At 64.9% G+C, this 22,668-nt stretch carries 22 protein-coding genes; 5 read left to right on the top strand and 17 right to left on the bottom strand.

The genetic code is table 11. From position 1 onward, the window contains the following. The first annotated feature begins 229 nt into the window (after positions 1-229). The 4 genes from ACVOLZ_RS08245 (at position 230) to otsA (ending at position 5,776) form a co-directional block, all read left to right on the top strand. The gene (locus ACVOLZ_RS08245) at positions 230-1,561 is read left to right on the top strand and encodes an OmpA family protein (RefSeq protein ID WP_481515735.1); all 1,332 of its coding nucleotides are present in this window, start codon (positions 230-232) and stop codon (positions 1,559-1,561) included. A gap of 271 nt (positions 1,562-1,832) precedes the next feature. Then, positions 1,833-2,579, top strand: coding sequence for a trehalose-phosphatase (gene otsB / locus ACVOLZ_RS08240; RefSeq protein WP_481515734.1), 747 nt, complete (start codon positions 1,833-1,835; stop codon positions 2,577-2,579). A gap of 54 nt (positions 2,580-2,633) precedes the next feature. Next, a complete protein-coding gene (locus ACVOLZ_RS08235) occupies positions 2,634-4,412 on the top strand; it encodes a glycoside hydrolase family 15 protein (protein ID WP_481515733.1) in 1,779 nt (592 codons plus the stop codon). Further along, positions 4,409-5,776, top strand: coding sequence for an alpha,alpha-trehalose-phosphate synthase (UDP-forming) (otsA, locus tag ACVOLZ_RS08230; RefSeq protein ID WP_481515732.1), 1,368 nt, complete (start codon positions 4,409-4,411; stop codon positions 5,774-5,776). Before ACVOLZ_RS08235 ends, otsA begins: the two co-directional genes overlap by 4 nt. A gap of 179 nt (positions 5,777-5,955) precedes the next feature. On the opposite strand, the gene ACVOLZ_RS08225 is transcribed toward otsA, so the two are convergent. Genes ACVOLZ_RS08225 through rluD form a run of 4 tightly spaced genes read right to left on the bottom strand, consistent with a single transcriptional unit; the run spans position 5,956 to position 8,654 of the window. Next, a complete protein-coding gene (locus tag ACVOLZ_RS08225) occupies positions 5,956-6,363 on the bottom strand; it encodes a thiol-disulfide oxidoreductase DCC family protein (protein WP_481515731.1) in 408 nt (135 codons plus the stop codon). Beyond that, a complete protein-coding gene (locus tag ACVOLZ_RS08220) occupies positions 6,350-6,883 on the bottom strand; it encodes a DUF4166 domain-containing protein (RefSeq protein WP_481515773.1) in 534 nt (177 codons plus the stop codon). The genes ACVOLZ_RS08225 and ACVOLZ_RS08220 overlap by 14 nt, the downstream gene beginning before the upstream one ends. A 2-nt stretch (positions 6,884-6,885) precedes the next feature. Continuing rightward, on the bottom strand, positions 6,886-7,665 hold the full coding sequence (gene pgeF, locus ACVOLZ_RS08215; protein WP_481515730.1) for a peptidoglycan editing factor PgeF: 780 nt from the start codon (positions 7,663-7,665) through the stop codon (positions 6,886-6,888). After that, the gene (rluD, locus tag ACVOLZ_RS08210; protein ID WP_481515729.1) at positions 7,665-8,654 is read right to left on the bottom strand and encodes a 23S rRNA pseudouridine(1911/1915/1917) synthase RluD; all 990 of its coding nucleotides are present in this window, start codon (positions 8,652-8,654) and stop codon (positions 7,665-7,667) included. The genes pgeF and rluD overlap by 1 nt, the downstream gene beginning before the upstream one ends. 117 nt (positions 8,655-8,771) lie before the next feature. Between rluD and ACVOLZ_RS08205 the strand changes: the two genes are divergently transcribed. Beyond that, positions 8,772-9,656, top strand: a complete 885-nt coding sequence (locus tag ACVOLZ_RS08205) for an outer membrane protein assembly factor BamD (protein WP_481515728.1) — start codon at positions 8,772-8,774, stop codon at positions 9,654-9,656. A gap of 546 nt (positions 9,657-10,202) precedes the next feature. Here the strand turns inward: ACVOLZ_RS08205 and ACVOLZ_RS08200 are convergent. From ACVOLZ_RS08200 to ACVOLZ_RS08140, 13 genes are read right to left on the bottom strand one after another with little or no spacing between them, the layout of a single operon-like run. Beyond that, a complete protein-coding gene (locus tag ACVOLZ_RS08200) occupies positions 10,203-10,445 on the bottom strand; it encodes a DUF2274 domain-containing protein (RefSeq protein ID WP_004883121.1) in 243 nt (80 codons plus the stop codon). Beyond that, complete coding sequence (locus tag ACVOLZ_RS08195; protein WP_004883119.1) at positions 10,442-11,722, bottom strand: TraB/TrbI/VirB10 family type IV secretion system protein; 1,281 nt, start codon at positions 11,720-11,722, stop codon at positions 10,442-10,444. Before ACVOLZ_RS08195 ends, ACVOLZ_RS08200 begins: the two co-directional genes overlap by 4 nt. 2 nt (positions 11,723-11,724) lie before the next feature. After that, entirely contained in the window at positions 11,725-12,717 is a 993-nt protein-coding gene (gene trbG / locus ACVOLZ_RS08190) for a P-type conjugative transfer protein TrbG (protein ID WP_004883112.1), read from the bottom strand. Continuing rightward, positions 12,714-13,418: a conjugal transfer protein TrbF gene (trbF, locus tag ACVOLZ_RS08185; RefSeq protein WP_004883108.1), complete on the bottom strand. Its 705-nt coding sequence runs from the start codon at positions 13,416-13,418 to the stop codon at positions 12,714-12,716. The genes trbG and trbF overlap by 4 nt, the downstream gene beginning before the upstream one ends. 29 nt (positions 13,419-13,447) lie before the next feature. After that, a complete protein-coding gene (gene trbL / locus ACVOLZ_RS08180; protein ID WP_004883106.1) occupies positions 13,448-14,812 on the bottom strand; it encodes a P-type conjugative transfer protein TrbL in 1,365 nt (454 codons plus the stop codon). Next, complete coding sequence (locus tag ACVOLZ_RS08175) at positions 14,809-15,135, bottom strand: hypothetical protein (protein WP_004883103.1); 327 nt, start codon at positions 15,133-15,135, stop codon at positions 14,809-14,811. The genes trbL and ACVOLZ_RS08175 overlap by 4 nt, the downstream gene beginning before the upstream one ends. Before the next feature lie 12 nt (positions 15,136-15,147). Next, positions 15,148-15,885, bottom strand: a complete 738-nt coding sequence (gene trbJ / locus ACVOLZ_RS08170; RefSeq protein WP_004883101.1) for a P-type conjugative transfer protein TrbJ — start codon at positions 15,883-15,885, stop codon at positions 15,148-15,150. Beyond that, complete coding sequence (gene trbE, locus ACVOLZ_RS08165; protein WP_004883099.1) at positions 15,882-18,332, bottom strand: conjugal transfer protein TrbE; 2,451 nt, start codon at positions 18,330-18,332, stop codon at positions 15,882-15,884. The genes trbJ and trbE overlap by 4 nt, the downstream gene beginning before the upstream one ends. Positions 18,333-18,343: 11 nt before the next feature. After that, entirely contained in the window at positions 18,344-18,616 is a 273-nt protein-coding gene (locus ACVOLZ_RS08160; RefSeq protein ID WP_004883097.1) for a VirB3 family type IV secretion system protein, read from the bottom strand. Next, positions 18,613-18,996: a TrbC/VirB2 family type IV secretion system protein gene (locus tag ACVOLZ_RS08155; protein WP_004883090.1), complete on the bottom strand. Its 384-nt coding sequence runs from the start codon at positions 18,994-18,996 to the stop codon at positions 18,613-18,615. Before ACVOLZ_RS08155 ends, ACVOLZ_RS08160 begins: the two co-directional genes overlap by 4 nt. Continuing rightward, complete coding sequence (gene trbB, locus ACVOLZ_RS08150) at positions 18,993-20,060, bottom strand: P-type conjugative transfer ATPase TrbB (RefSeq protein ID WP_004883088.1); 1,068 nt, start codon at positions 20,058-20,060, stop codon at positions 18,993-18,995. Before trbB ends, ACVOLZ_RS08155 begins: the two co-directional genes overlap by 4 nt. Beyond that, positions 20,057-20,521, bottom strand: a complete 465-nt coding sequence (locus ACVOLZ_RS08145; RefSeq protein WP_004883086.1) for a ribbon-helix-helix protein, CopG family — start codon at positions 20,519-20,521, stop codon at positions 20,057-20,059. The genes trbB and ACVOLZ_RS08145 overlap by 4 nt, the downstream gene beginning before the upstream one ends. Then, entirely contained in the window at positions 20,518-22,533 is a 2,016-nt protein-coding gene (locus ACVOLZ_RS08140; protein WP_004883083.1) for a conjugal transfer protein TraG, read from the bottom strand. The genes ACVOLZ_RS08145 and ACVOLZ_RS08140 overlap by 4 nt, the downstream gene beginning before the upstream one ends. Between the last annotated feature and the right edge of the window lie 135 nt (positions 22,534-22,668).

The following is a 22,668-nucleotide window of genomic DNA, read 5'->3' as shown; positions in this document are numbered from 1 at the left end:
TAGAGCTTCCCCTCACCCCAACCCCTCTCCCGCAAGCGGGAGAGGGGCTAGTGCACTGCGAGCGCAAGCAATCCGAGCCCCTCTCCCGTTCACGGGAGAGGGGTTGGGGTGAGGGGAAGCTTCTAGCCCATGAACCCCCAACCACGAATTCATCCAGCTTTAACAGCGCTAGGCGCTCCTTACGCCTGCCGGCTCATTCCAGCCCGGTTCATCCCTTGCGGAGGCGTATATGTTCGAGTCGTTGATTCGTGAAGCGGCCAGCCGCTTTCATCTCGGCGACAACGCAGGGCGCCTCGTGCGCCAGCTTGTCGATACCATTTTCGATCCCGCCAACGGCGGCTTTTCCGGCCTGCAGAAACGCTTCACCGATGCAGGTCTTGATGGGCTGCTCGCTTCGTGGATAGGCTCCACGCCCGGCGACAACGTACTGCAACCAGACCAGTTCAGTGCCGGCTTCGGCCAGAACCTGGCCAGCGGCATCGCCAGCAAGCTCGGCATTCCCGCCGCGGCAGTCAACATGGCCGGTGCGTGGCTGTTGCCGAAGATCGTCGGCCAGCTGACCCAAGGCGGCAAGATCCCCACTTCCCGTCCGGCCGACTACGAGCGTTGGTTTGGAACCAGCACACCCACCGCCGGCTATAGTGGCGGTGGCACCGTAGCCAGCAGAAGCTCCGGTGGCTTCTGGAAATGGCTGCTTCCACTGATCCTGCTGCTTGCAGCCTTCCTGCTGTTCCGCAGCTGCAAGAAGGAAGAAGTTGTTGCCCCGGCCCCGATGCAACCGGCTGCCAGCACGCAGCCTGCTGCACCGGTCGCACAAGCCAACCCACGCTTTGGGTTTGAGAATGTGGACGGCAAGGTCACGGTCAGCGGCCAGGTCGCCAGCGACGCCGACAAGACCCGTTTGTGGGATGCGCTGAAAGCCAACTTCGGTGAGGGCAATCTGTCCGGAAACATCACCGTCGATCCGGCAACCATGCCGGCTGGATGGATGGACAAACTTATCGCTGCGCTGCCGGAGCTCAAAGCCAAGGGCCTGAAGTTCGGCTTCGATGGCGACAAGCTCAACATCGATACCAGCGGCATGTCCGAAGCCGATCGTTTCAGCATCAGCGACAAGCTGCGTGGCCTGTTCGGCGGCTTCGAGATCAGTGGATTGTGGGATCGTGCGGCAGCGGCATTGTCCGGGCTCAAAGCGGGTTTCAGCGGCGATGACCTGATCAAGGCCCTGAACCTGATGAACATCTACTTCGACACAGGTTCGGCCACCATCACCCGCGACAGCCTGGAGACCTTGACCAGCGCGGCGAACGCGATCAAGCAGGCACCTGCAGGCACCAAGATCGAGGTAGGTGGGCATACCGACAACACGGGCGATGCCGCAGCAAATGTGACCTTGAGCCAGCAACGCGCCGATGCGGTTGTCGCCAAGCTGGGCGAGCTGGGTGTTGCCGCCGATACGCTCAGCGCCAAGGGTTATGGCCAGGAAAGACCGCGCGCCAGCAATGACACTGAAGAAGGTCGTGCGCAGAACCGTCGGATCGAGTTTGCGGTTAGCAAGTGATGCTTTGTTTGCAGGGTGAAGAGCAGAAGCTTGCCCTCACCCCAACCCCTCTCCCGTAAACGGGAGAGGGGCTCGCATCGCTTGCACTCGTAGTGCACTAGCCCCTCTCCCGCTTGCGGGAGAGGGGCTCGCATTGCTTGCGCTCGTAGTGCACTAGCCCCTCTCCCGCCTGCGGGAGAGGGGTTGGGGTGAGGGCGCTCTGAAGGCACGTACAGCAACCACTCAGCCCCAAATGACTTTCCTGTAACAACCGCTGCGGCATAGTGGCCGCATGCTTGATGACCTACAGCGACCGCCCCCTCCGGCGCTGGCAGATGACGACGCACTGTTTCTCGACGTAGATGGCACCCTGCTCGCCTTTGCTGACCATCCGGACAAGGTAGCGCCCGATCCGTCCCTGCTCACGCTGCTGGCCAGCGTGCAGCAACGTCTCGACGGCGCGCTGGCGCTGCTCAGTGGCCGCCCTGTCAGCCAACTGCAAGCCATGTTCGCACCCCTGCGCCTGCCCATGGCCGGGCTGCATGGCGCGCAACTGCTCACCTCCGCAGATGCAGAACCCGAACAAACAGACACGGCGGCGTGGCTGCATACACTTCACCAACGCGCAATGCAGCTGGCGCACGCACATCCCGGCGTGTTGATCGAAAACAAAGGCCAGGCATTGGCCCTGCATTGGCGCAAAGCGCCGGACGCAGGCGCTGCGATCATCGCATTCGCCAACACCCAGCTACCGCAACTTCCCGGCGTGCGCCTGCAACCGGGCGACCATGTGATCGAGTTCGTCGGCAGCGGCCATGACAAAGGCCGCGCCCTGCAGCAGCTGATGCCGCACCCGCCGTTCCAAGGCCGACGCCCGATCTTCATCGGTGACGACCTCACCGACGAACACGGTTTCCACACCGCCCAGCAGCTCGGCGGCATTGGCGTGCTTGTCGGCCAACGCAACGAGAGCGTGGCCGTTGCAGCGCTACCGGACATCCCCGCCGTACACGCTTGGCTGCGCGCAGCCATTACCTGACCAACCCGGAGGAAACAGCGACGCCAGCGGCGCTCGCGCAACAAGGAGAATGCAATGCAAGACGCCACCCTCGATCTTGGCGTAGTTGGCAATGGCAGTTTCGGCGCACTGATAGACAAGCAGGCGCGCGTGGTCTGGAGCTGTCTGCCCAGCTTCGATGGCGACCCGGCCTTCTGTGCCCTGCTCGGCCCCAACCAGCACCCTGGCGGTGACTTCGGCATCGAGCTGGAGGACTTCCTCGACAGCGAGCAGTCCTACCTGACCAACACCGCCATCCTGCGCACGGTGCTGCGCGACACCCATGGCGGCGCGGTGGAGATCATCGATTTTGCCCCGCGTTGGCGCCAGAACGACCGCTTCTACCGGCCGGTCAGCCTTATCCGTCAGGTCACCCCGCTGTCCGGAAATCCACGCATCATCGTGCGCGCACGGCCGCTGGCCGACTGGGGCGCGCACCAGCCGGAAACCACCTGGGGCAGCAATCACATCCGTTGGCTGTTGCCGGATCTGGTACTGCGCCTGACCGCCGATGTACCGGTACGCTTCGTCCGCGATGCCCTACCCTTCGTGCTCAACCATCGCGTGCACCTGGTACTTGGCGTGGACGAATCACTCAACCGCTCGCTCAGCGGCTACGTGCAGGAAGCCATGCAACGCACCCGCAGCTATTGGCGCGAATGGGTGCGTTATCTGTCGGTGCCGCTGGAGTGGCAGGACGCGGTGATCCGCAGCGCCATCACTTTGAAACTGTGCCAGTACGAAGACAGCGGCGCGATCATCGCGGCGATGACCACCTCCATCCCCGAAGCGCCGGGCAGCAGCCGCAACTGGGACTACCGCTACTGCTGGCTGCGTGATGCCGCCTTCGTGGTGCGCGCGCTCAACCGGCTCGGCGCCACCCGTACCATGGAGCAGTTCCTGGGCTACATCTTCAACCTGGCCAGCACCGACGGCAGCCTGCAGCCGCTGTACGGCATTGGCTTCGAGGCCAAGCTCGATGAGGAAGAAGTAGCCTCGCTGTCCGGCTACTGCGGCATGGGTCCGGTACGCCGCGGCAATCTGGCCTGGGTGCAGCGCCAGCACGATGTCTATGGCAGCGTGGTGCTGGCTTCCACCCAGTTGTTCTTCGATCAACGCCTGCAGGACCCGGGCGACTCACATACCTTCGCGCGCTTGGAGCCTCTTGGCGAACAGGCCTTCGCCCTGCATGACGTGCCGGATGCGGGACTGTGGGAATTCCGTGGTCGCACCGAAGTGCATACCTATACCAGCGCGATGTGCTGGGCGGCCTGTGATCGCCTGTCCAAGATCGCAACACGATTGAAACTTGATGGCCGCGCCATCTACTGGCGCGAGCGTGCCAAGCAGATCCACGCGCGGATCATGCACGAATCGTGGAGCGAACAGCTTGGTCACTTCACCGATACCTTCGGCGGTCACCGGCTTGATGCATCCTTGCTGCTGCTGGCCGACATCGGCTTCATCGACGCCAACGACGCGCGCTTCATCGCCACGGTCGAGGCTATAGGCCGTGACCTGAAGCATGGCAATGCCTTGTACCGCTACACCGCCCCGGATGATTTCGGCACACCGGAGACCAGCTTCACCATCTGTACGTTCTGGTACATCGATGCGCTGGCCGCGATCGGGCGCATGGACGAAGCGCGCGAGATGTTCGAGATACTGCTGCAACAGCGCAATCATCTGGGCCTGCTATCCGAAGACCTCAGCTTCGATGGCAAGGCCTGGGGCAACTTCCCGCAGACCTACTCGCATGTGGGGCTGGTGATCGCGGCGATGCGTTTGTCGCGCAGCTGGCAGGAAGCATCGTGAGCCGACTGGTTGTCGTCTCCAATCGTGTAGCGCTACCAGGCGAAAACCGCGCCGGCGGGCTGGCAACCGGCCTGCTTGCGGCGCTGAGCGAACGTGGCGGACTATGGTTCGGCTGGAGTGGGCGCAGCGTCAATGTCGATAGCGGCGCCCTGCATGAAGCCCAGGACGGGCCGATCCGCTACTTGACGATGGATCTTTCCAAAACCGATCTGGACAACTACTACAACGGTTTCGCCAATCGCGCCTTGTGGCCGCTGCTGCATTTTCGGTTGGACCTGGTCGATTACGACCGGCGCAAGCGCGAGGGCTATTGGAAGGTAAACAGGCTGTTCGCCGATACGCTGGCACCGTTGCTGCGCGATGACGATACGGTCTGGATCCACGACTACCATCTGATTCCGCTGGCCGCGTTGCTGCGCGAGCGCGGTGTCGGTTGTCGGATTGGTTTCTTCCTGCATGTGCCGGTGCCTTCGGCCGATCTCATCCAGGCCCTGCCGGACCATCGCTCGCTGTTCTCAGCGCTGTATTCGTACGACCTGCTCGGCTTCCAGACCCGACGTGATGTGGACCGGTTTCAATCCTATGTGCGCCTGTTCGGTGGCGGCACGCTGATCGACAACGACTGGATCAAGGCACCGGACGGGCGCCGCGTTCGCACCTCCGCATTCCCGATCGGAATTGATACCGAGCACATCGCGCGACAGGCCCGCAGCGCGGCAAGTAACAAGCCGGTGCGCGATCTGCGACAAAGCCTGCAGCACCGCAAGCTGGCAATTGGCGTGGACCGGCTGGACTACTCCAAGGGCTTACCGGAACGCTTCCATGGTTTCGAACGTTATCTGCAACGTTATCCGCAGCAGAAAGGCGATATGACTTTCCTGCAGATAGCGCCGGTATCGCGCGGCAGCGTCAACGAATACCGCAAGCTGCGCAGTGATCTGGAGCGGCTGGCCGGGCATATCAACGGCGGCCATGCCGAGGCCGATTGGACCCCGCTGCGTTACGTCAACCAGAACTACGCACACAGCACGTTGACCGGATTTTACCGGCAGGCGGCTGTGGGTTTGGTTACGCCGTTGCGTGATGGCATGAACCTGGTCGCCAAGGAGTACATCGCTGCGCAGGACCCTGAGAATCCGGGTGTTCTGGTGCTGTCACTGTTGGCCGGTGCAGCGGATGAGTTGAAGCAGGCGCTGCTGGTCAATCCGCATGATCTGGATGGTGTGGCCGATGCGATTGCGACGGCAGCGAACATGCCACGGGCAGAACGCATCGAGCGTTGGCGGGCGATGATGGAGCACCTGCGTACGCATGATATCCATCGCTGGCGGCGGGATTATCTGTTGGCGCTGGAGGGGGTTTAGGGCTGGAGCCAAAGGCAGGAGCTTGCCCTCACCCCAACCCCTCTCCCGCAGGCGGGAGAGGGGCTCGCATCGCTTGCGTTCGTAGTGCACTAGCAGCCGACGCATTGCTGGCCCCTCTCCCGTATACGGGAGAGGGGTTGGGGTGAGGGGAAGCTCCTAGCAAGCAGAACCCACCCCACTCAATCCAAAAACCGCCCGCGCTGCTCCGCCGTCGGCAGAAAACAGCTCTCATGCCGCCCAAACCAGCGATACCGGTTCCGTGCCAACCAGCGGTACGCCGGATCGCGCACGGCAGCCGGCAACACCCGCGCAAGCCCAGCCAAGCGCCAAACCCCGCCCAATCCAGTCACCACCCGCAGAATCGCGTCGGTGTCGGTATACGCCACACCTTCGGTGACCAACAGGAACGACAAAGGATCGTCCGGATCCAGCCCGTGCGCGGCCAACAGCGCGCGCCCCTGCGCGCCCTGCATCGCCGCGAACCGGTAGCGGCCGGCCCCGTCGAATCGCAGCAGGAAGCGCACCCAGCGGCTGCACAGCGCGCAGACACCATCAAACACGATCACCGCAGGCTCAGCCATGCGCATCCTCCGGCAACAACCAGCCTTCGTAACGGATCAGCCGGCCGATCAGCGGCATCGACACATCCACCAGGAATTCATAGCGCCCAGCATGCTCACGCTCGCGGCAATGCACCTGCGCGAACCAGCGCGTCGGCAAGGGCAACACACCGAACGCCCAGGCTCGCTCGGCCCGCCACAGTATCTGGCCAGCTTCCTCGCGCAGTCCAAAGCGGAAGCGCACCGCGCCCAACTGCTCGAACAGCCGCCCATCGCGCTGCCATAGCCGTGAAGCCATGTGCGCGGAACCAAAGCGTCGGTTCCAACGTTCTCCGGCCGTATCGACCACGAATTCCACCGTCACCGGCACGCTCGAGGTCGGCGGCAGCCGCGCCAGCCAGGCGCAGGGCGCTACCAGCCAATGCGTACCGCGCAGCACCTCTCCCTGCCCGCTCCAGCGCTGACGCGCAGGGATCGAATGCAGCGCACGTACCTGCGGGGCCAGCTGTTCGAACGCAGGGCCCAGCACCTGCGCAAACAGCGGCAAGCTCATGGTTCCATCCACACCAGGGTGGCGATACGGCCACTACGACGGTCGCGGCGGTGCGAGAACCAGCGCTGCGGATCGGCCATGGTGCACAGGTCGCCACCATGGATCGCGGCTGACTGCATGCCTGCGGCCACCAGCCGCTGTCGCGCCAGCCCGGGCAAGTCCACCAGCCAGTGACCGGGCCGGGTGGCGACGAAATGGCGCTCAGCGGCGCTGGAATGCGCCAGGAAGGCCTCGCGCACGTCGATGCCGACCTCGTAAAGGGCCGGACCGGCCGCGGGGCCTATCCAAGCTACGAGCGCCTCGGCGGGCGTGTGCATGGCGGCCAGGGTGTTTTCCAGCATGCCGCGCGCCAGTCCACCCCAGCCGGCATGGGCCGCCGCCACTTCGCTGCCATCGCGGGCGGCGAATACCACCGGCAGGCAGTCCGCGGTGAGGATGGCCAGCACCACGCCCGGTACCGAGGTTACCGAGGCATCGGCGGTTGGCTCGGCGTCCAAGCCCTGTGCCGTCGGCGGCGCGTCGAAACGCAGCGCCACGCTGCTATGTACCTGGCGCAGCCAATGCGCAGCCGATGGCAGCTTCGCCAGTTGCTGCAATTCGTCGCGGTTACGCTGCACCTGGGCCGGATCGTCGCCATCGGCGGCGGTCCGGTTGCCCAGGTTGAAACTGTCAAACGGGGGCTGCGAGCCGCCGGCGCCATGGCGCATCGTGGTGAAGGCCCGCACCCCCGGGGGCGCGGGCCAGTCAGCAAGCCACAGCGGACTCGCCTCGGCCATTACCAGCGGCCTCGCTCGCGGTCGGCGAAGGCCTTGGAGTCCTCGCGCAGCGCCTTCATCAGCGCCAGCAGATCGGCCGGCACCGGTGCGGTGTTGCTGATGCTCTCGCCGGTGATGGGATGGGTGAATTCCAAGGTTTCGGCGTGCAGGGCCTGGCGCTTGAACCCGCGCAGCGCGGCGACCAGCTCGTCGGTGGCGCCCTTGGGCAGCTTCAACGAGCCGCCGTACAGCGGGTCACCGACGATGGCGTGCTTCAGGTGCGCCATGTGCACGCGGATCTGGTGGGTACGGCCGGTTTCCAGGCGGCATTCCAGCGCGGTATGGGCACGGAAGCGCTCGCGCAGGCGATAGTGGGTCACCGCCTCCTTGCCATCCTCGCGCACGCCCATCTTCAGGCGGTCACGCGCATGGCGGTCGATCGGGGCGTCAGCGGTGCCGCCGGAGACCAGCGCGCCAACCACCACGGCCAGGTACTGGCGATGCACCTCACGTGCGGACAGCTGCTCGACCAGCGCGGTCTGCGCCTGCACGGTACGGGCCACCACCATCACCCCGCTGGTGTCCTTGTCCAGGCGGTGGACCACGCCTGCGCGTGGCACCTTGGCAATCTGCGGGTCACGGAACAGCAAGGCGTTGAGCAGGGTGCCGGTCGGATTGCCGGCGCCCGGGTGGACCACCAGGCCGGCCGGCTTGTCGATCACGAACACGTGTTCGTCCTCGTACAGGACCGACAGGGGGATGTCCTCCGGCAGGGCATGGACTTCGACTTCGAGCACTGCATTCAGGGTGGCGATTTCGCCGCCGCGGACCGGATCGCGCGGGCGGACGGGCTCGCCGTCGAGCAGAACTGCGCCAGATTTGATCCATTCGGTCAGGCGCGAACGGGAGAATTCGGGGAACAATTCGGCCAGGACCGCGTCGAAGCGACGGCCTGCTGCGGAATCGGGAACCTGCGCGTGGCGCGGGCTGGAAGAGGTGTTCTCGGACATGGGTAAAGACCGGCTGTAGACGAAATTATGGGGTCCTGACGACAACAGTCAGTCGCAGGACAGGCCACTAGGCTATCATCGCCCCTTCGTATTCCTGCCGCGTCCTGCCCTGAACCCATGATCCGACGCTCTTCGCTGCTGTCCGCGCCCGTCCGCCTCACCGCCCTGTTGCTGGTTTTGGTCTTCGTCGCCACTGGCTGCCATCGCGGCGCCAAGAAGGACGCCGATGAAGGTGCGCCGGTCGAACAACTGTTTGAAAAGAGCCACAAGCTGATGGAGGGCGGCAATTGGTCCGGCGCCGAAACCAGCTTCAAGCGCCTGATTGCGCAGTATCCGTACGGCCCGTACACCGAGCAGGCGATGATCGAAAGCGCCTACGCCCAGTACAAGGCCGGCAAGAACGATGACGCCGTGTCGAGCATCGACCGCTTCATCCGCACCTACCCCACCCACCGCAACATCGCGTACCTGTACTACCTGCGCGGTCTTGCCAACGGCAACCGCGATACGGTTTTCCTGCGCCGCGTATGGTCGCTGGACCCGAGCCGCCGCGATCTGTCGACCCCGCGCCAGGCCTATGCCGATTTCAATATCGTCACCGAGCGCTACCCGAACAGCCGTTATGCCGCCGATGCGCGCCAGCGCATGGTCGAACTGCGCGACGTTTTCGCCCAGCACGAGCTGGACGATGCCCTGTATTACGCCCGCCGTGGTGCCTGGGTGTCCGTGGTTGGCCGCGCCAACTACCTGCTGGAGACCTACCCGCAGAGCGCCTTCCAGTACGACGCAGTCGCGCTGCTCGGCGAGGCTTACACCAACCTGGGCAACAAGACCCTGGCCGACGACGCCCGCCGCGTGCTTGAGCTGAACCAGCCGGCACATCCGTGGCTGGCCGGCAACTGGCCGAAGTACCCGTGGATGATCCGCAAGCTGAACCCGTTCGCGGGTGAGCGCTCAGTGGCCACCGGCCAGAGCAGCGCCACGATGAACCGCGGCAAGTAAGCTGCTGCGGTACTGCTGCTGATTGGAAAGGGGCCTATGGGCCCCTTTCTTGTTTCTGGGATTTGGGTTTGGGCCTAGGTTTGGGCCTGCTTCGGCCCTACCCCTTTGGGTTTGTTTGGGGTTTGCTTGCTAGAAGCCTCCCCTCACCCCAACCCCCGCTCCGCGCCCCGGCCCTTGCGCTGGCGCAAGGTCGTTCAAGGAGCAGCGAACCACCAGTCCAGTGATCCTTGAACGACCCTGCGCCTGCGCAATAAAAAATGTCCGCAGTCAAGCGATTGTTGAAATCAGCCTGATGGCCGGAAGTCTATATGGGGTGCGGGTTTGGCTCTACTTCGGGCCGCCTTGCGGGGCTGTGGCGTTGTGGGCTGGGAGCCACATAGGAGCTTCGCGGTAGAAAGCCCGAGCGTGCTGCATCGGGGGCGGTTGCCTGCAGGCGGTAGCCGCGTTTGGTCTTCATAGCCCAATCGGTCGCCGTCCTCCAGAATGAAGAACGCGCAGCCTTGGGCTGCGCGTTTGAGGGATGGCCGCCAGCGGAAACCGGCATCATCAGCTTGGCTTCGGCGGCGCGGCCTTGCCCGCGCCTCCCTTCCTGAATCCCCGATCTCCGACCATGAAGGCTTCTAGCATGTGCGGAATTAGCACCGTGGCATCGACCGCCTCGCCGTAGGTCTGCGCGTGCAGCGTAGCGTAGCGGTCGAGGTCGGCTTTCAGGCTGGCCGGGCAAGCAAAAGTCAGCTTCGTGGATTCCGTTTTCGGCAGCGGCCCGAGCCGTAGCTTGCGCGTCGTCATCGCGAAGTCCCCCTGTTGAAGAAAAGTGGCTGGTACGGCCGCAGCACCAGATCGCGGTTGACGATGATGCGAACCGGCAAGCCGGGGCGCTCCGTCAAGGTGGGCTGGATGTTGAGGTTGCGCCGGGTCATCTCCTGACCGACCTGATTGATGCTGTCCTGGGCGCTATCGCGGCCGGCGATGATGACGCGATCACCGTCCTGCCGGTTCTCCGGCGCAGCCAGTTCGGCACCGATGCCCAGTAGCGTCGTCAGTGCCGCACCGGCAAAGACGCGATCCCAATGCCAATCCACATCATCTTCCAAGCCGGCGTAGCCGGCCGGATCGGTGCCGGCCAAGTTGTCGAGCTTGAGCGAAGACGTGTCGGGCAGGATGATCCGGTTCCACACCACTTGCACGCGGCTCTGCCCGTAGCTGACCTGGCTGTTGTATTTGCCCAGGATGCGTGACCCCTGCGGGATCAGCAGGAACTTGCCGGTAGCCGTGTCATAGACCGGCTCCGTCACTGTGGCGATCACATCGCCCGGCAAGTCCGACTTGATGCCCGTCACCAGCGCCCCGGCGACCACCGTTCCGGCCATGACCTGATACGGCGACGCCGGCAGCGTCAGGTTGCCGGAATCACGGGCTTCCGTGGTTCCGGCTTTCTGGAATGCCTCTTTCTGGTCTTGCCGGTTCTGCACGGCGGTCGGGTCGGCGGGCTGGGCCGCCGTCGACGCAGGCCCGGCCGCCAGCGGGTCGAAGGCCGCATTGGCGGTGAAGCCCGGCGCAGCGGCTACCTGTGTCTGCGCCACCGGCGCGGCCTTCTGCGAACCAGAGCGGAAGAACACCGCCGATGCCGCTGCTGCTTCGGCTTCCTTGCGCAACGCGTCGTTGGGGTCGTTGCCGGGGGCCGCGTAGGCGGCCGTCACCGGCTGCTGCGACTTCACAATGGCCGGGCCAAGATCGCCTGGCAGCGGCGGCCCCAACTCCGGCACGGATGCCGCCAAGGGGGGCGGCAGCTTCGAGTAGTCCGCCGGCAGCGCGTCCAACCCTTCGGACTTCGAGACGCGATCGACGTTGTAAAGCTCGGTCTGCTCGCCTGCACCGCGCCGCTGCGGTTGCAGCGACCACATCAGCGCGCCGAGCACAGCGACCGAGAGACCGCCGACGAGGATGGCCAGCGTGCGCCGGTTCAGGCGCGTGACCGGGCGCGGTTGGGCGCGCAGCGCAACTGCCTCGGGTGCCACCTTGCCCGCATGCGGCGTGGCGAGGTCGGGAGTGTCGTCCTGGCTCATGGTCAGTTCCTCCGCGCCAAGCCATCCGTGCGTTCGATACGCACCACGTCACCCTTGTCGCCGCCCAGGCGCAGTTCGGCCGCGCCGAACAGCCGATCCACGATGTAGTAAGGCGAGCGAAAACGGTAATTCACCAGTTGTCCGTCGCCCTGCGCGCCGATGACGAACAGCGGTGGCAGCTCGCCTTGGGCGATTCCCGGCGGGAACTGGATATAGACCTTCTCGCCATCGTCGAAGGCGCGCAGCGGCTTCCACGGCGGATTGCTGCCTGAGACGGAATATCGGAAGCGGATCTTCTCCAGCGACAGTCCGGTATCGACCGGTGCGGCGGCGCTAGCCGCCTGCGACTGGCGCTGCAAGGCCAACATCCGGTCTTTTGGGTAGTCCCAGGACACCGACGCCATCCATGCCTTTTCCGTCGAGGTCAGTTCCAGCAGGTATGTTCTGCGACTGGTGGTGATGACCAAATTCGTCTTGAGGCCTGAGCGGATGGGCTTGACCAGCACATTGATGCGCATCGCGTCGCCGCTGCCGCTGGACGTGTCACCGACGATCCAGCGCACGGTATCGCCGGCTGCGACCGTCACTAGTTCCTCGCCCGGCTGCAAGGAAACCACGGTCACGCGTCCCGGCGCGGCATAGACTTGGTAGAGCGCACCATCGGTGAAGGGCCACACCTGAATCGCATTGACGTAGCCCTCGCGCGTGGGCGCGATGCGCGCCTCGGCATTGGCACGGGAAACGCGCACCTTCTCATCGGCCGGCTCCGGCTTAGCCGGGGCCGCGTCCAACTCGTGCAGCGGCTTCAACTGCGCTGGCAGCGCCAGCGGCTCGGGCATGGCGACGACTTCCACTGGAGCAGGCGGCTCCGGCAGCGGCTGTGCCTGCACCGGCTCATCGAGCGAAATGGACGGAGGCGGCTTGCCCTGCGAAGCGCAGCCCGACAGGGCCACCACGGTCAGCGCGAAAGCGTATAAGCGGAAAGACAGGTTCATGGCTTGGCTCCTTCAGAAGAATCCAGTTCGCGGCTCCACGACAGGCCGTTGACGTAGATACCCAGCGGGTTCTTGCGCAGGCGCTGTTCGGTGCGCGGGGTTTGCAGGACGGTGGAAAGCACCGCGTTCCATCGCTCGGTCCCGGCGGGGGCACCGTTGATGAACCGTTGCTCCGTCCAACGGACGTTGAACGAGGCATCGCTGGCGCGTACCACGCTGGTGATCTGCACCGTCACCGACTCGCGGCCAACACGGGCGAAAGGATCGTTCTTGCTGGCGTAGTCGTTGAGCACCGCCGCGCCTTTGTCGGTGGTGTAGTCGTAGGCGTCCAGCCAGTTTTGCCGCACCACGATGGGATCGATAGACAGCGAGCGCACCAGCGTCACGAAGCGCGCCAGGTGGTGCGCGATCTGCGCATCGGCGGGCCGGTACGGCGTGGCGGCTTCGCCGACGGCGCGCACCTGCCCCGACTGATCGACCTCGATGACGTAAGGGGTGACGATGGACTGCGCCGAGCGCCACACCAGGCCACCGGCCATCAGCAGCGCAAGCGTGAGGCAGCCGAAGGCCATAAAACGCCAGTTCTTGGCCTGGACGCGGGCCGAGCCGATGCGCTCGTCCCACACCTGCGCGGCGGATTGGTACGGGGTGGCAGGCTGCGGCGTGTCGGCATAGCGCACCTGCGGGCGTTTGAATCGCATAGGGTTCTCCTTGGTGGTCAGGTATCGGGTCACGCATCGGGGCGCAGGCTTGGGCCTTGCCCTGAGCCGCCGCCGTCGCCACTGCGCAGCGTGTGGGCTGCGGTGGTTGCGGCATGGGTGATCTGCTGGCGGCGGTGCATCCGCTTTGCCCAGGCGGGTTGCTCTTGCTTCGGCGCGCTGGCTGCGCCTTCGCCTGCGGCGGCCTGGCCGGAACCGGCAGCGCCGACATCCGCACCGTTCCATCCTGCCCGGAAGGAGTCGGCCACCTTCTGACCGGCAGCGGAAGCGCCCGATGCAGCTCGGCGGCCTGCCGCTTGCGCGCCGGTCTTGGCGACATTGCCGAGGCCCGCAGCCGCGCCTTTAGCCCCGCCGCCCGCAGCGGCGGAACCGGCCTGGAATGCGGACTTGGCGCTGCTGGCCGCCGACGTGGCGGCGCGTGCGCCGCTCCCGGCCAGCTTTGCGGCGGCCGGGGCCATGCGTGCGCCCGCCATGACGGCACCGCCCACGCCGGTCGCGGCGGCACCGATGGCAACACCCGTGCCTACCGCGCCGACGGCAGCGCCCGCCATCGCACCCGCGCCGAGCTGCGGCGCACCGGACACAAGGCCCGTGGCGATGCCGGGGCCGAAGATGCCCAGCGCCAGCAAGGCAAGCGAAGCCAGCATCACGACAAGCGCATGGTCGATGGAAGGCTCGTCGGGATGAACCTGGAACTCCGCGAACAGGCCCGAGCCGATGCCGACGATTACCGCCAGCACCAAGACCTTGATGCCTGACGAAACCACATTGCCGAGCACCTTTTCCGCGAGGAACGAGGTTTTGTTCCAGAGCGCAAACGGGATCAAGACGAAGCCGGCAAGCGTGGTCAGCTTGAACTCGATCAACGTGATGAAAAGCTGAACCGCGAGCACGAAGAAACAGAGGATCACCACCAGCCAAGCGATGAACAGCACCACGATGGGGTCGAGGTTCACGAACACTTCGGGGAAGCCGGCCATGTCACCGATCTGGTCGAGGATCGGCGCAGCGGCGTCGATGCCGGTCTTGGCAAGCCGACCCGGCTGCAAGAAGTTCTCCATCGTTATGGCCGAGCCAGTGGCGGTGATGCCTAGCCCGGCGAACGAGCGGAACACGATGCTCGACAGCCAATTGAAGTTACCGATGATGTAGGCGAAGGCACCGACGTAAAGCACCTTGCGCAGCAGCTTGGCGATCACGTCCTCGCCCTGGCCGGTCGCATGGCTCATGGCCCAATACAGACCGGCAATGGTCATGTCGATGACAATGAGAGTGGCCGTCAGGAACGCGACTTCGCCTTGCAGCAGACCGAAACCGGAGTCGATGTAGCGCGAGAAGGTATCGAGGAATCTGTCGATGATCGTTACGTCGTTCATGGCGTGTCCTCCGCAGCGGCGAGCGACGCATCACCTTCCGGCGCGTCGTCGGTTGGCGTGTCGAAACTCGCCGGAATCGGCGGCAGTTCTGCCAGCGTCCGGTATTCGTCCGGCCCAGTCTGGCCGGTGAAGAAGCGCCGCCGGAAGGCTTCGGCAGCGGCGCGACAGGTGTCTTCGCCTGCGGTTTGCCGGTCGGCTGCGCATTGGGCGCGCAGCGCCTTGAGCCGCACGGGATCGGCGGCCAAGGTGGCGGTCAGGTCTTCAGCCGGCTGCTGGCCACATGCGGTCAGCAGCACGGCCAGCAGGACAGGAACGCATCGCATGGCCGCCTCCCGTCAGTTGTTGTAGAAGTTGACGGACTGCGGTGTGTACGGCGTGCCGGTGCCCAGGAAGCGCCGCCGCACTTCGCGGGCGCGCTCGGTGGCCGCTGCCTGCCGCGCCAGCTCCAGCGAGGCCGCCCTGTCTTGTGTGATCTGGAGCTGCTGGGCCTGGATGGACTGCTTGGCCTGCAAGGCGAGAAGCTGGTTCGTTGCCTGCATCGCTTGCAGCGCACCCGTGGCCGATTGGCTTTGGCTCACGAGGTCGGCCAGCGCGCTTTCGTCTTGCGTCAGGTTCTGCGACACCTGCGCCTGCATCCGCATCGCGGTGTGCAGGCCGTCGAGCGTGTTCTTCCAGCGTTCGCGTGCGTCCTGTGCCATGCGGTCGCCGCTGATGGTGGCGGCGTACTGCTCCGGGTACAGGCGCGAGAACGTGGCATCCATGCTCTGCACGTCGTAGGCCAGCCCTTGCGCCTCGGCAATCAGGCGTTCAGTCGTGGCGAGCGTCGAGCGCAGCCGGTTGACGATGTTGAAGTCGAGATTCGCCAGGTTGCGCGCCTGGTTCATCAACATCTGCGCTTCGTTCTGGAGCTGGTTGATCTGGTTGTTGATCTGCTCCAGCGTGCGGATGGCAGTCAGCGTGTTCTGCACCAAGTTGACGGGATCAACGAAAGTGAGCGCCGCCGCTGGCTGAGCGAGCATCAGCGAGCCGGCCAGCGCGGCGGCGAGCGAAACGGAAAGTACACGGGTCTTCATGGCGAAATCTCCAGGGGTTGAGTAGCGAGGAAAGAAGCCGCCGACGGCGAGGACGGCAGCAGGTCGGCGGCCCAATCGAGGCCGCGATGGCGTAGCCACGCACCGGCGAAGCCGGGAGCGCCGGCCTGCGTCAGCACTCGGTCAATGTCGCGTTGGTCTTGCGGTGTGGATGCGCCCGAGAAGGCGAGCGCGGCTGGCCCCAGGTCGAGGTCGAACAGACGATTGCCCAGGCGCGATTGGTAGTAGTAGTCGCGCTTGGGCTGCGCGGTGGCGACGATTTCGATTTGCCGACTGTTGAGGCCAAAGCCCTCGTAGACCGTGCGAATCTGCGGCTCGGTCGCCTGCGGGTTGGGCAAGAAAATCCGGCTCGCGCAGCTTTCGATGATCGCGGGCGCGATGGTCGAATCCTTGATGTCGGCAAGCGACTGCGTGGCGAAGATCACCGACACGTTTTTCTTGCGCAGAGTTTTCAACCATTGCCGGATGCGTGCCGCGAAGGACGGTTCATCAAGGAATAGCCAGGCTTCATCGAGAATCAGCAGCGTGGGAGCACCGTCGAAACGTGCATCGAAGCGGGCGAACAAGTAGCGCAGCACCGCTTGCACGGCGGCGGGGCTGTGCATTAGCTCTTCCATCTCAAAGCCCTGCACGTCGCCGCTGCCGAGCCGGTCGCGGTCGGCATCCAGTAGCTTGCCGTGCGCGCCGCCCAGCACATACGGCGACAATGCCTGCCGCAGCGCGTTCGATTGCAGCAGCACCGAAAGCCCGGTCATCGTGCGCTGCTCCACCGGCGCACCAGCGAGGCTGCCGAGCGCCGACCAAATGGCGGCTTTCTCGTCGGGGCCGACGGTCACGCCTTCATGCAGCAGGCGGCCTTCGATCCACTCGGCGGCCCAGGTGCGATAGCCTTCGCTGTCGATACGGGCCAAGGGCTGAAAGGCAATGGCGCCGTCCGCGCCGAGGTCGTAGTGTTCGCCGCCCAGGCCCAGCACCGTCGCCCGCATGGATCGCCCCATGTCGAAGGCGAAGATGCGCGAGCCGCCATAGCGGCGGAACTGCAAGGCGAGCATCGCCAGCAGGACAGATTTTCCCATGCCCGTCGGCCCCGCGACCAGCGTATGCCCCACGTCGCCGATGTGCGTCACCAGCCGGAACGGCGTCGCGCCATCCGTGCGCGTGACGATCAGCGGCGGGCCGTCGAGATGGGCGTTTTTCTCCGGCCCAGCCCACACGGCGGACACCGGCATCATGTGCGCCAGATTCAGCGTCGAGACGATGGGCTGGCGCACGTTGGCATAGGCATTGCCTGGTATGGACGACAGCCACGCATCGACTGCATTTAAGGTTTCGGGGATGGTGACGAAGCCACGTCCTTGGATGACACGTTCCACCATGCGCAGCTTTTCGTCGGCTACGGCAGGGTCGTCATCGAACACCGTCACCGTGGCGGTGAGGTAGCCGAAGGCGACTTGATCGCTGCCAAGCTCTTGCAAGGCGGCATCCGCGTCGGCCGCCTTGTTGCTGGCATCCGTGTCCACCAGCGGCGATTCCTGCTGGAAGATGGTTTCGCGCAGTAGCGCAATGACATTCTTCCGTTTCGCAAACCACTGGCGACGCAGGCGGCCCAGCTCCTTTTCCGCCTCGGCTTTATCGAGGCAGAGAAACCGGGTACTCCAGCGATAGGCAAAGCCCAGGCGATTGAGGTCGTCCAGCAGGCCCGGCCAGGTCGAGGTCGGAAAGCCCCGCACCGACACCACGCGCAGATGCTGGTCACCCAGCATGGGCGCAAGGCCGCCGACTAGGGCGGAATCGGCCAGCAGTGCGTCGAGGTGGAAAGGCACCTCGGGCACGGCCAGCCGGTAGCGCCGCGTGGACACCGTGGCGTGAAGATAAGTCAGCGTCGCGGCATCGTCCAACCAGACGATTTCTGGCATCACGCCATCGAGCAGGTCGAAAACCCGATCCGTTTCTGCCAGGAAGGCGTCAAGCCGACCGCGCCAGTCCACACCATCGCCCGGCGCGTGCTCGTAGAGCAGCTTGGCTGCACGAGCGCGGGATTCCTCCGGCGGCAGATAGGCTAGCGTCAGGTGATAGCTGCTTTCGTAGTGGTTCCCCGATTCCTCAAAGGCAGCGCGGCGTTCTTCGTCCACCAGCCAGGACAGCGGTTCGGGAAAGTCGGAATGCGGATAGTCCGCGGCCGACTGGCGCTCGGCTTCCACGAACAGCGCCCAGCCCGAACCCAGCCGGCGCAACGCGTTGTTTAGCCGTGCCGTCGTGGCGATCAATTCGCCCTGCGTGGCGCTGTCCAGATCAGGCCCGCGAAAGCGCGCCGTGCGCTGAAACGAGCCATCCTTGTTCAGCACCACGCCCGGCGCGATCAGCCCAGCCCAGGGAAGCCAGTCGGCCAGCAAGGCGGGCCGCTGGCGGTATTCGGCAAGGTTAAGCATGGCGGCGTCTCCTACACGTCCAGCAGCGGCTTGTGCTTGATGTGCCGGGCGAAGACCTGCATGAACTGCGGATCGACCCTCGCGCCCCACACGGCCAGCGAGTGACCGACGATCCAGAGCACTACGCCAGGAATCCAGAGTTGCAGGCCCAGCCCGACGGCAGCGGCTAGCGTGCCGTTGGCAATCGCCACCGTGCGCGGTGCGCCGCCCATCAAGAGCGGCTCGGTCAGCGAGCGATGTAGCGGCACCTCGAAGCCGGCCGCGAAGCTATCCGGGCCACTCATACGACAGCCCCGCCGGAGAAGCTGAAGAACGACAGGAAGAACGAGGACGCGGCGAACGCGATGCTCAAACCGAACACGATCTGGATCAGCTTGCGAAAGCCGCCCGACGTGTCGCCGAAGGCGAGCGCGAGGCCCGTGGCGATGATGATGATGACCGCGACGATGCGTGCCACCGGCCCCTGAATCGACTCCAGAATGGATTGCAGCGGGCCTTCCCACGGCATCGAGGAGCCGGATGCCTTCGCCGTGCCCGCCGTCATCAGCATGACTGCGGCCAGCAGCAGGCCGTGGTGCGCGGGGCCGGCCAGCCGCCGCAGGCGTGCGATGGTTGAAACCGGATTTACGGAATTACGGAAAGCGTGAACGTGCATCTGCGTCATGGCAGTTCTCCAGGTAGGTCAAGGGACGAGGAAGGCGCAGCGGCATCGGCTGCGAGAGGAACCGGCATCAGCTCGGGAAACGGTGTTTCCAGCGCGTCCGCCAGGCGATAGCCGGTGCCGTCGAAACCGACGACACGGGCGATGCTTTCGACGCGGCGCTTGCGGCCACGCCCGGCGATGTGGATCACGACGTTGACCGCCTCGGCGATCAGCGCACGCGGTGGGTTCACCGCCACTTCAAGAATCAACTGTTCGAGGCGCAGCAGCGCGCCCAGCGCGGAACCGGCGTGGATGGTGGCGATGCCGCCGGGGTGGCCGGTGCCCCACACCTTAACCAAGTCCAGGGCTTCGCCGCCGCGTACCTCGCCGACGATCACGCGGTCGGGGCGCAGGCGCATCGTGGCCCGCACCAGCTCGGTCATAGACACGACGCCAGCGCGGGTGCGCAGCGGCACATGGTCGCGGGCTGCGCATTGCAGCTCGATGGTGTCTTCGAGCACAAGCACGCGGTCGCCCGTGGCGGCGATCTCCGCAAGCAAGGCATTGGCGAGTGTGGTTTTGCCGCTGCTCGTCGCCCCGGCGATCAGGATGTTCTGGCGCTCACGCACGGCGCGGCGCAGGAACTCGGCCTGGCCTGTGGTCAAGATGCCGTCGGCCACATAGCGATCCAGCCCGATGATGCTCACGGCGCGCTTGCGCAGCGCGAAGGCTGGGCCGGGCGCTGCGGGCGGCAAGATGCCCTCGAACCGCTCGCCGGTTTCGGGCAGCTCGGCGGTCAGCAGCGGCCGTCCGCGATGCACCTCTGCGCCGACGTGCGCAGCCACCAGCCGGATGATGCGTTCGCCATCGTCTTGGGACAGCTCCACGCCCAGCGGCATGCGGCCCGATGACAACCGATCCACCCATAGGGTGCGGTCGGGGTTGAGCATGATTTCCACCACGTCGGGGTCGGCCAGCGCAGCGGCGATGACTGGCCCCATTGCCGTGCGCAGCATCTGGATACGGCGATCCAGAGAGGTTGCGGCGGATGAGAGTTCGGGCGGGGTTTGCGGAATGGCGCTCATGAGGCACGCTCCTGCGCTTCAGCCAGTGCCTCCGCGTCATCCATTCGCGCCGGGTCTGGGTGCAGTTCTTCCACAACGTCGCGCACCAGGCTGCGGCCACGCAGCAGGTGGCGGCCGAGCCGCTCCACGAATTGCTCGAAACGCGCTTTGCCTTGGGCGCGAGCTGCGTCCTGATGGGCTTCGGGAATCGGGGTGCTGACGGTCAGGAAGTAGCGGATGAACAGCGCCAGTGTTTCGATCTGGATGTTCTGGTCGCGCTCCATGCGCTCGGCCTGCCGCGACAGGCGATCGAGCCGCTTGGCGATGGCCGCCTCGCGCTGGTCGCCAGCATCGGGCGATAGCCACGACGCGAGCGCCGCCGCGACAATGGACGACTTGGACACGCCTTTCTTGGCGGCCAGTTCTTCGAGACGCTTGGCGTGCTCGGGCTGAATGAACAGATTGAGGCGGTATTGGCTCATAAGTCGATTCCGTCGTTGGGGTCGAGGGAAGCCAGCCGGGCCGTGCGCTGCATGGCCGGGTCGAGCTGGCCGGGAAGCGGCAGCGGCAGGTCGTCGTCGTCATCGAGCAGAGTCAGGTCATGGCCGGCGAGCAGCGGTTCGGGGCTGTATTCGCTGACTTCGGATAGCTCCGGCTGTCGGCGTGGGCCGCCGTCATCGGCGGTGCCTGTGCCATCGCCGGACAGGCCCGCAGCCCGGACCGTTGACACGGCTGGGATCGATAGGCCGCTCCAGTCGTCGGGCCGGGCCGGTGGCGCGTCCGCGTATTGCCCGGCCGCGAGCACAGGCGGCGGTAAAACGCGGTTCTTGAAATTCGCGTCGGCGTAGTAGCGCAGCTTCTTGGCCTTGATCGGTGCCACGCTGGACACCATCACCACAGCTTCCTCAGTCGGAAGCTGCATCACTTCACCGGGCGTCAGTAGCGGGCGGGCCGTCTCCTGCCGCGACACCATGAGGTGCCCCAGCCACGGTGCCAATCTGTGCCCGGCATAGTTGCGCTGCGCGCGCAGTTCGGTAGCGGTGCCAAGCGTTTCGGAGATCCGTTTCGCAGTGCGTTCATCGTTGGTGGCGAACGTCACGCGGACATGGCAGTTATCCAGAATCGAATGGTTCTGGCCGTAGGCTTTGTCGATCTGGTTGAGCGATTGGGCGATAAGAAAACTGCGGATTCCGTAGCCCGCCATGAAGGCAAGCGCCGTCTCGAAGAAGTCCAGGCGGCCCAGCGCCGGGAACTCATCGAGCATCAGCAGCAGCTTGTGGCGGCGTTCGATGCCGTCGCTGCCGTCGAGCGATTCGGTGAGCCGTCGGCCGATCTGGTTGAGGATCAGGCGAATGAGCGGTTTCGTCCGCGAAATATCCGAAGGTGGCACTACCAGATAAAGCGACACCGGATGCTCGGACGCGATCAGGTCGGCGATACGCCAGTCGCAGCGCGAGGTGACTTCGGCCACCGTGGGGTCGCGGTAGAGGCCCAGGAACGACATGGCGGTGCTCAACACGCCGGAACGCTCGTTGTCCGACTTGTTGAGCACTTCGCGCGCCGCCGAAGCGACGACTGGATGCGGGCCACCACCTTCCACGTTCACGAGGTGCTGTGTGGTCATCATCCGGTGCAAGGTCAGCTCGAAGGGGCTGGCCGGATCGGAGAGGAAATTGGCGACGCCGCGCAGCGTCTTGTCCTCGCCCGCGTAGAGCACATGCAGGATGGCCCCGACCAGCAGCGCGTGCGAAGTCTTCTCCCAATGGTTGCGCTTCTCAAGCGCGCCTTCTGGATCGACCAGAATGTCGGCTATGTTCTGTACGTCACGCACTTCATGTGCGCCGCGCCGAACTTCTAGCAGCGGGTTGTAGGCCGCCGACTTCGCATCGGTCGGATTGAACAGCAGGCAGTGTGAGTAGCGTGAGCGCCAACCTGCGGTGATCTGCCAATTCTCGCCCTTGATGTCGTGGACTACGGCGGATGCAGGCCAAGAAAGCAGCGTCGGCACCACAAGGCCGACGCCTTTGCCTGAGCGCGTGGGCGCGAAAGTGAGGATGTGTTCCGGGCCTTCATGCCGAAGGTACTTGCCATCGTGCTGACCGAGGAACACGCCGATCGGCTGCGTAAGGCCGGCTTTGCGAATGTCCTCCGTACTTGCCCAGCGTGCCGAGCCATAGGTCGTGACTAGGCGTGATTGACGAGAGCGCCAGATCGACATGCAGACTGCGACCACCACCGCCAGCAAGCCACTGCCACCCGCTATGGCACCGCCCGTGTCGAAAACGCGTGGCGCGTAGGCATCGAAGAAGAACCACCACTCAAACAGCTTCCACGGGAGGTAGATCGGTGTGCCGAGGAAATCAAACCAGGGGGAGCCAAGGCGTACCTGATAGCCAAGGGCTGCTGCCGTCCATTGTGTGGCGCCCCACACACCCGCGATCACGATGCCGAATACCACGGCTATCTGACCGAACAGCACATTCGTACCTTGCATAGCCCCGCCTCCAATCTCTCCTACGCTGATTCCCTTGGGAAACGCGGCTTAGAAATGTGCCGCAGGCGTCAGGATCGGTGCTGGCTTAGTGCCGGTCAAAGACCGTTTGGGGCAGAAAGGTCGATAAGAAAGAAT

Source organism: Stenotrophomonas sp. STEN020 (assembly GCF_056760195.1).
Note: the sequence above shows the minus strand (reverse complement) of the source record. Positions and strands in the feature narration are given on the sequence as shown.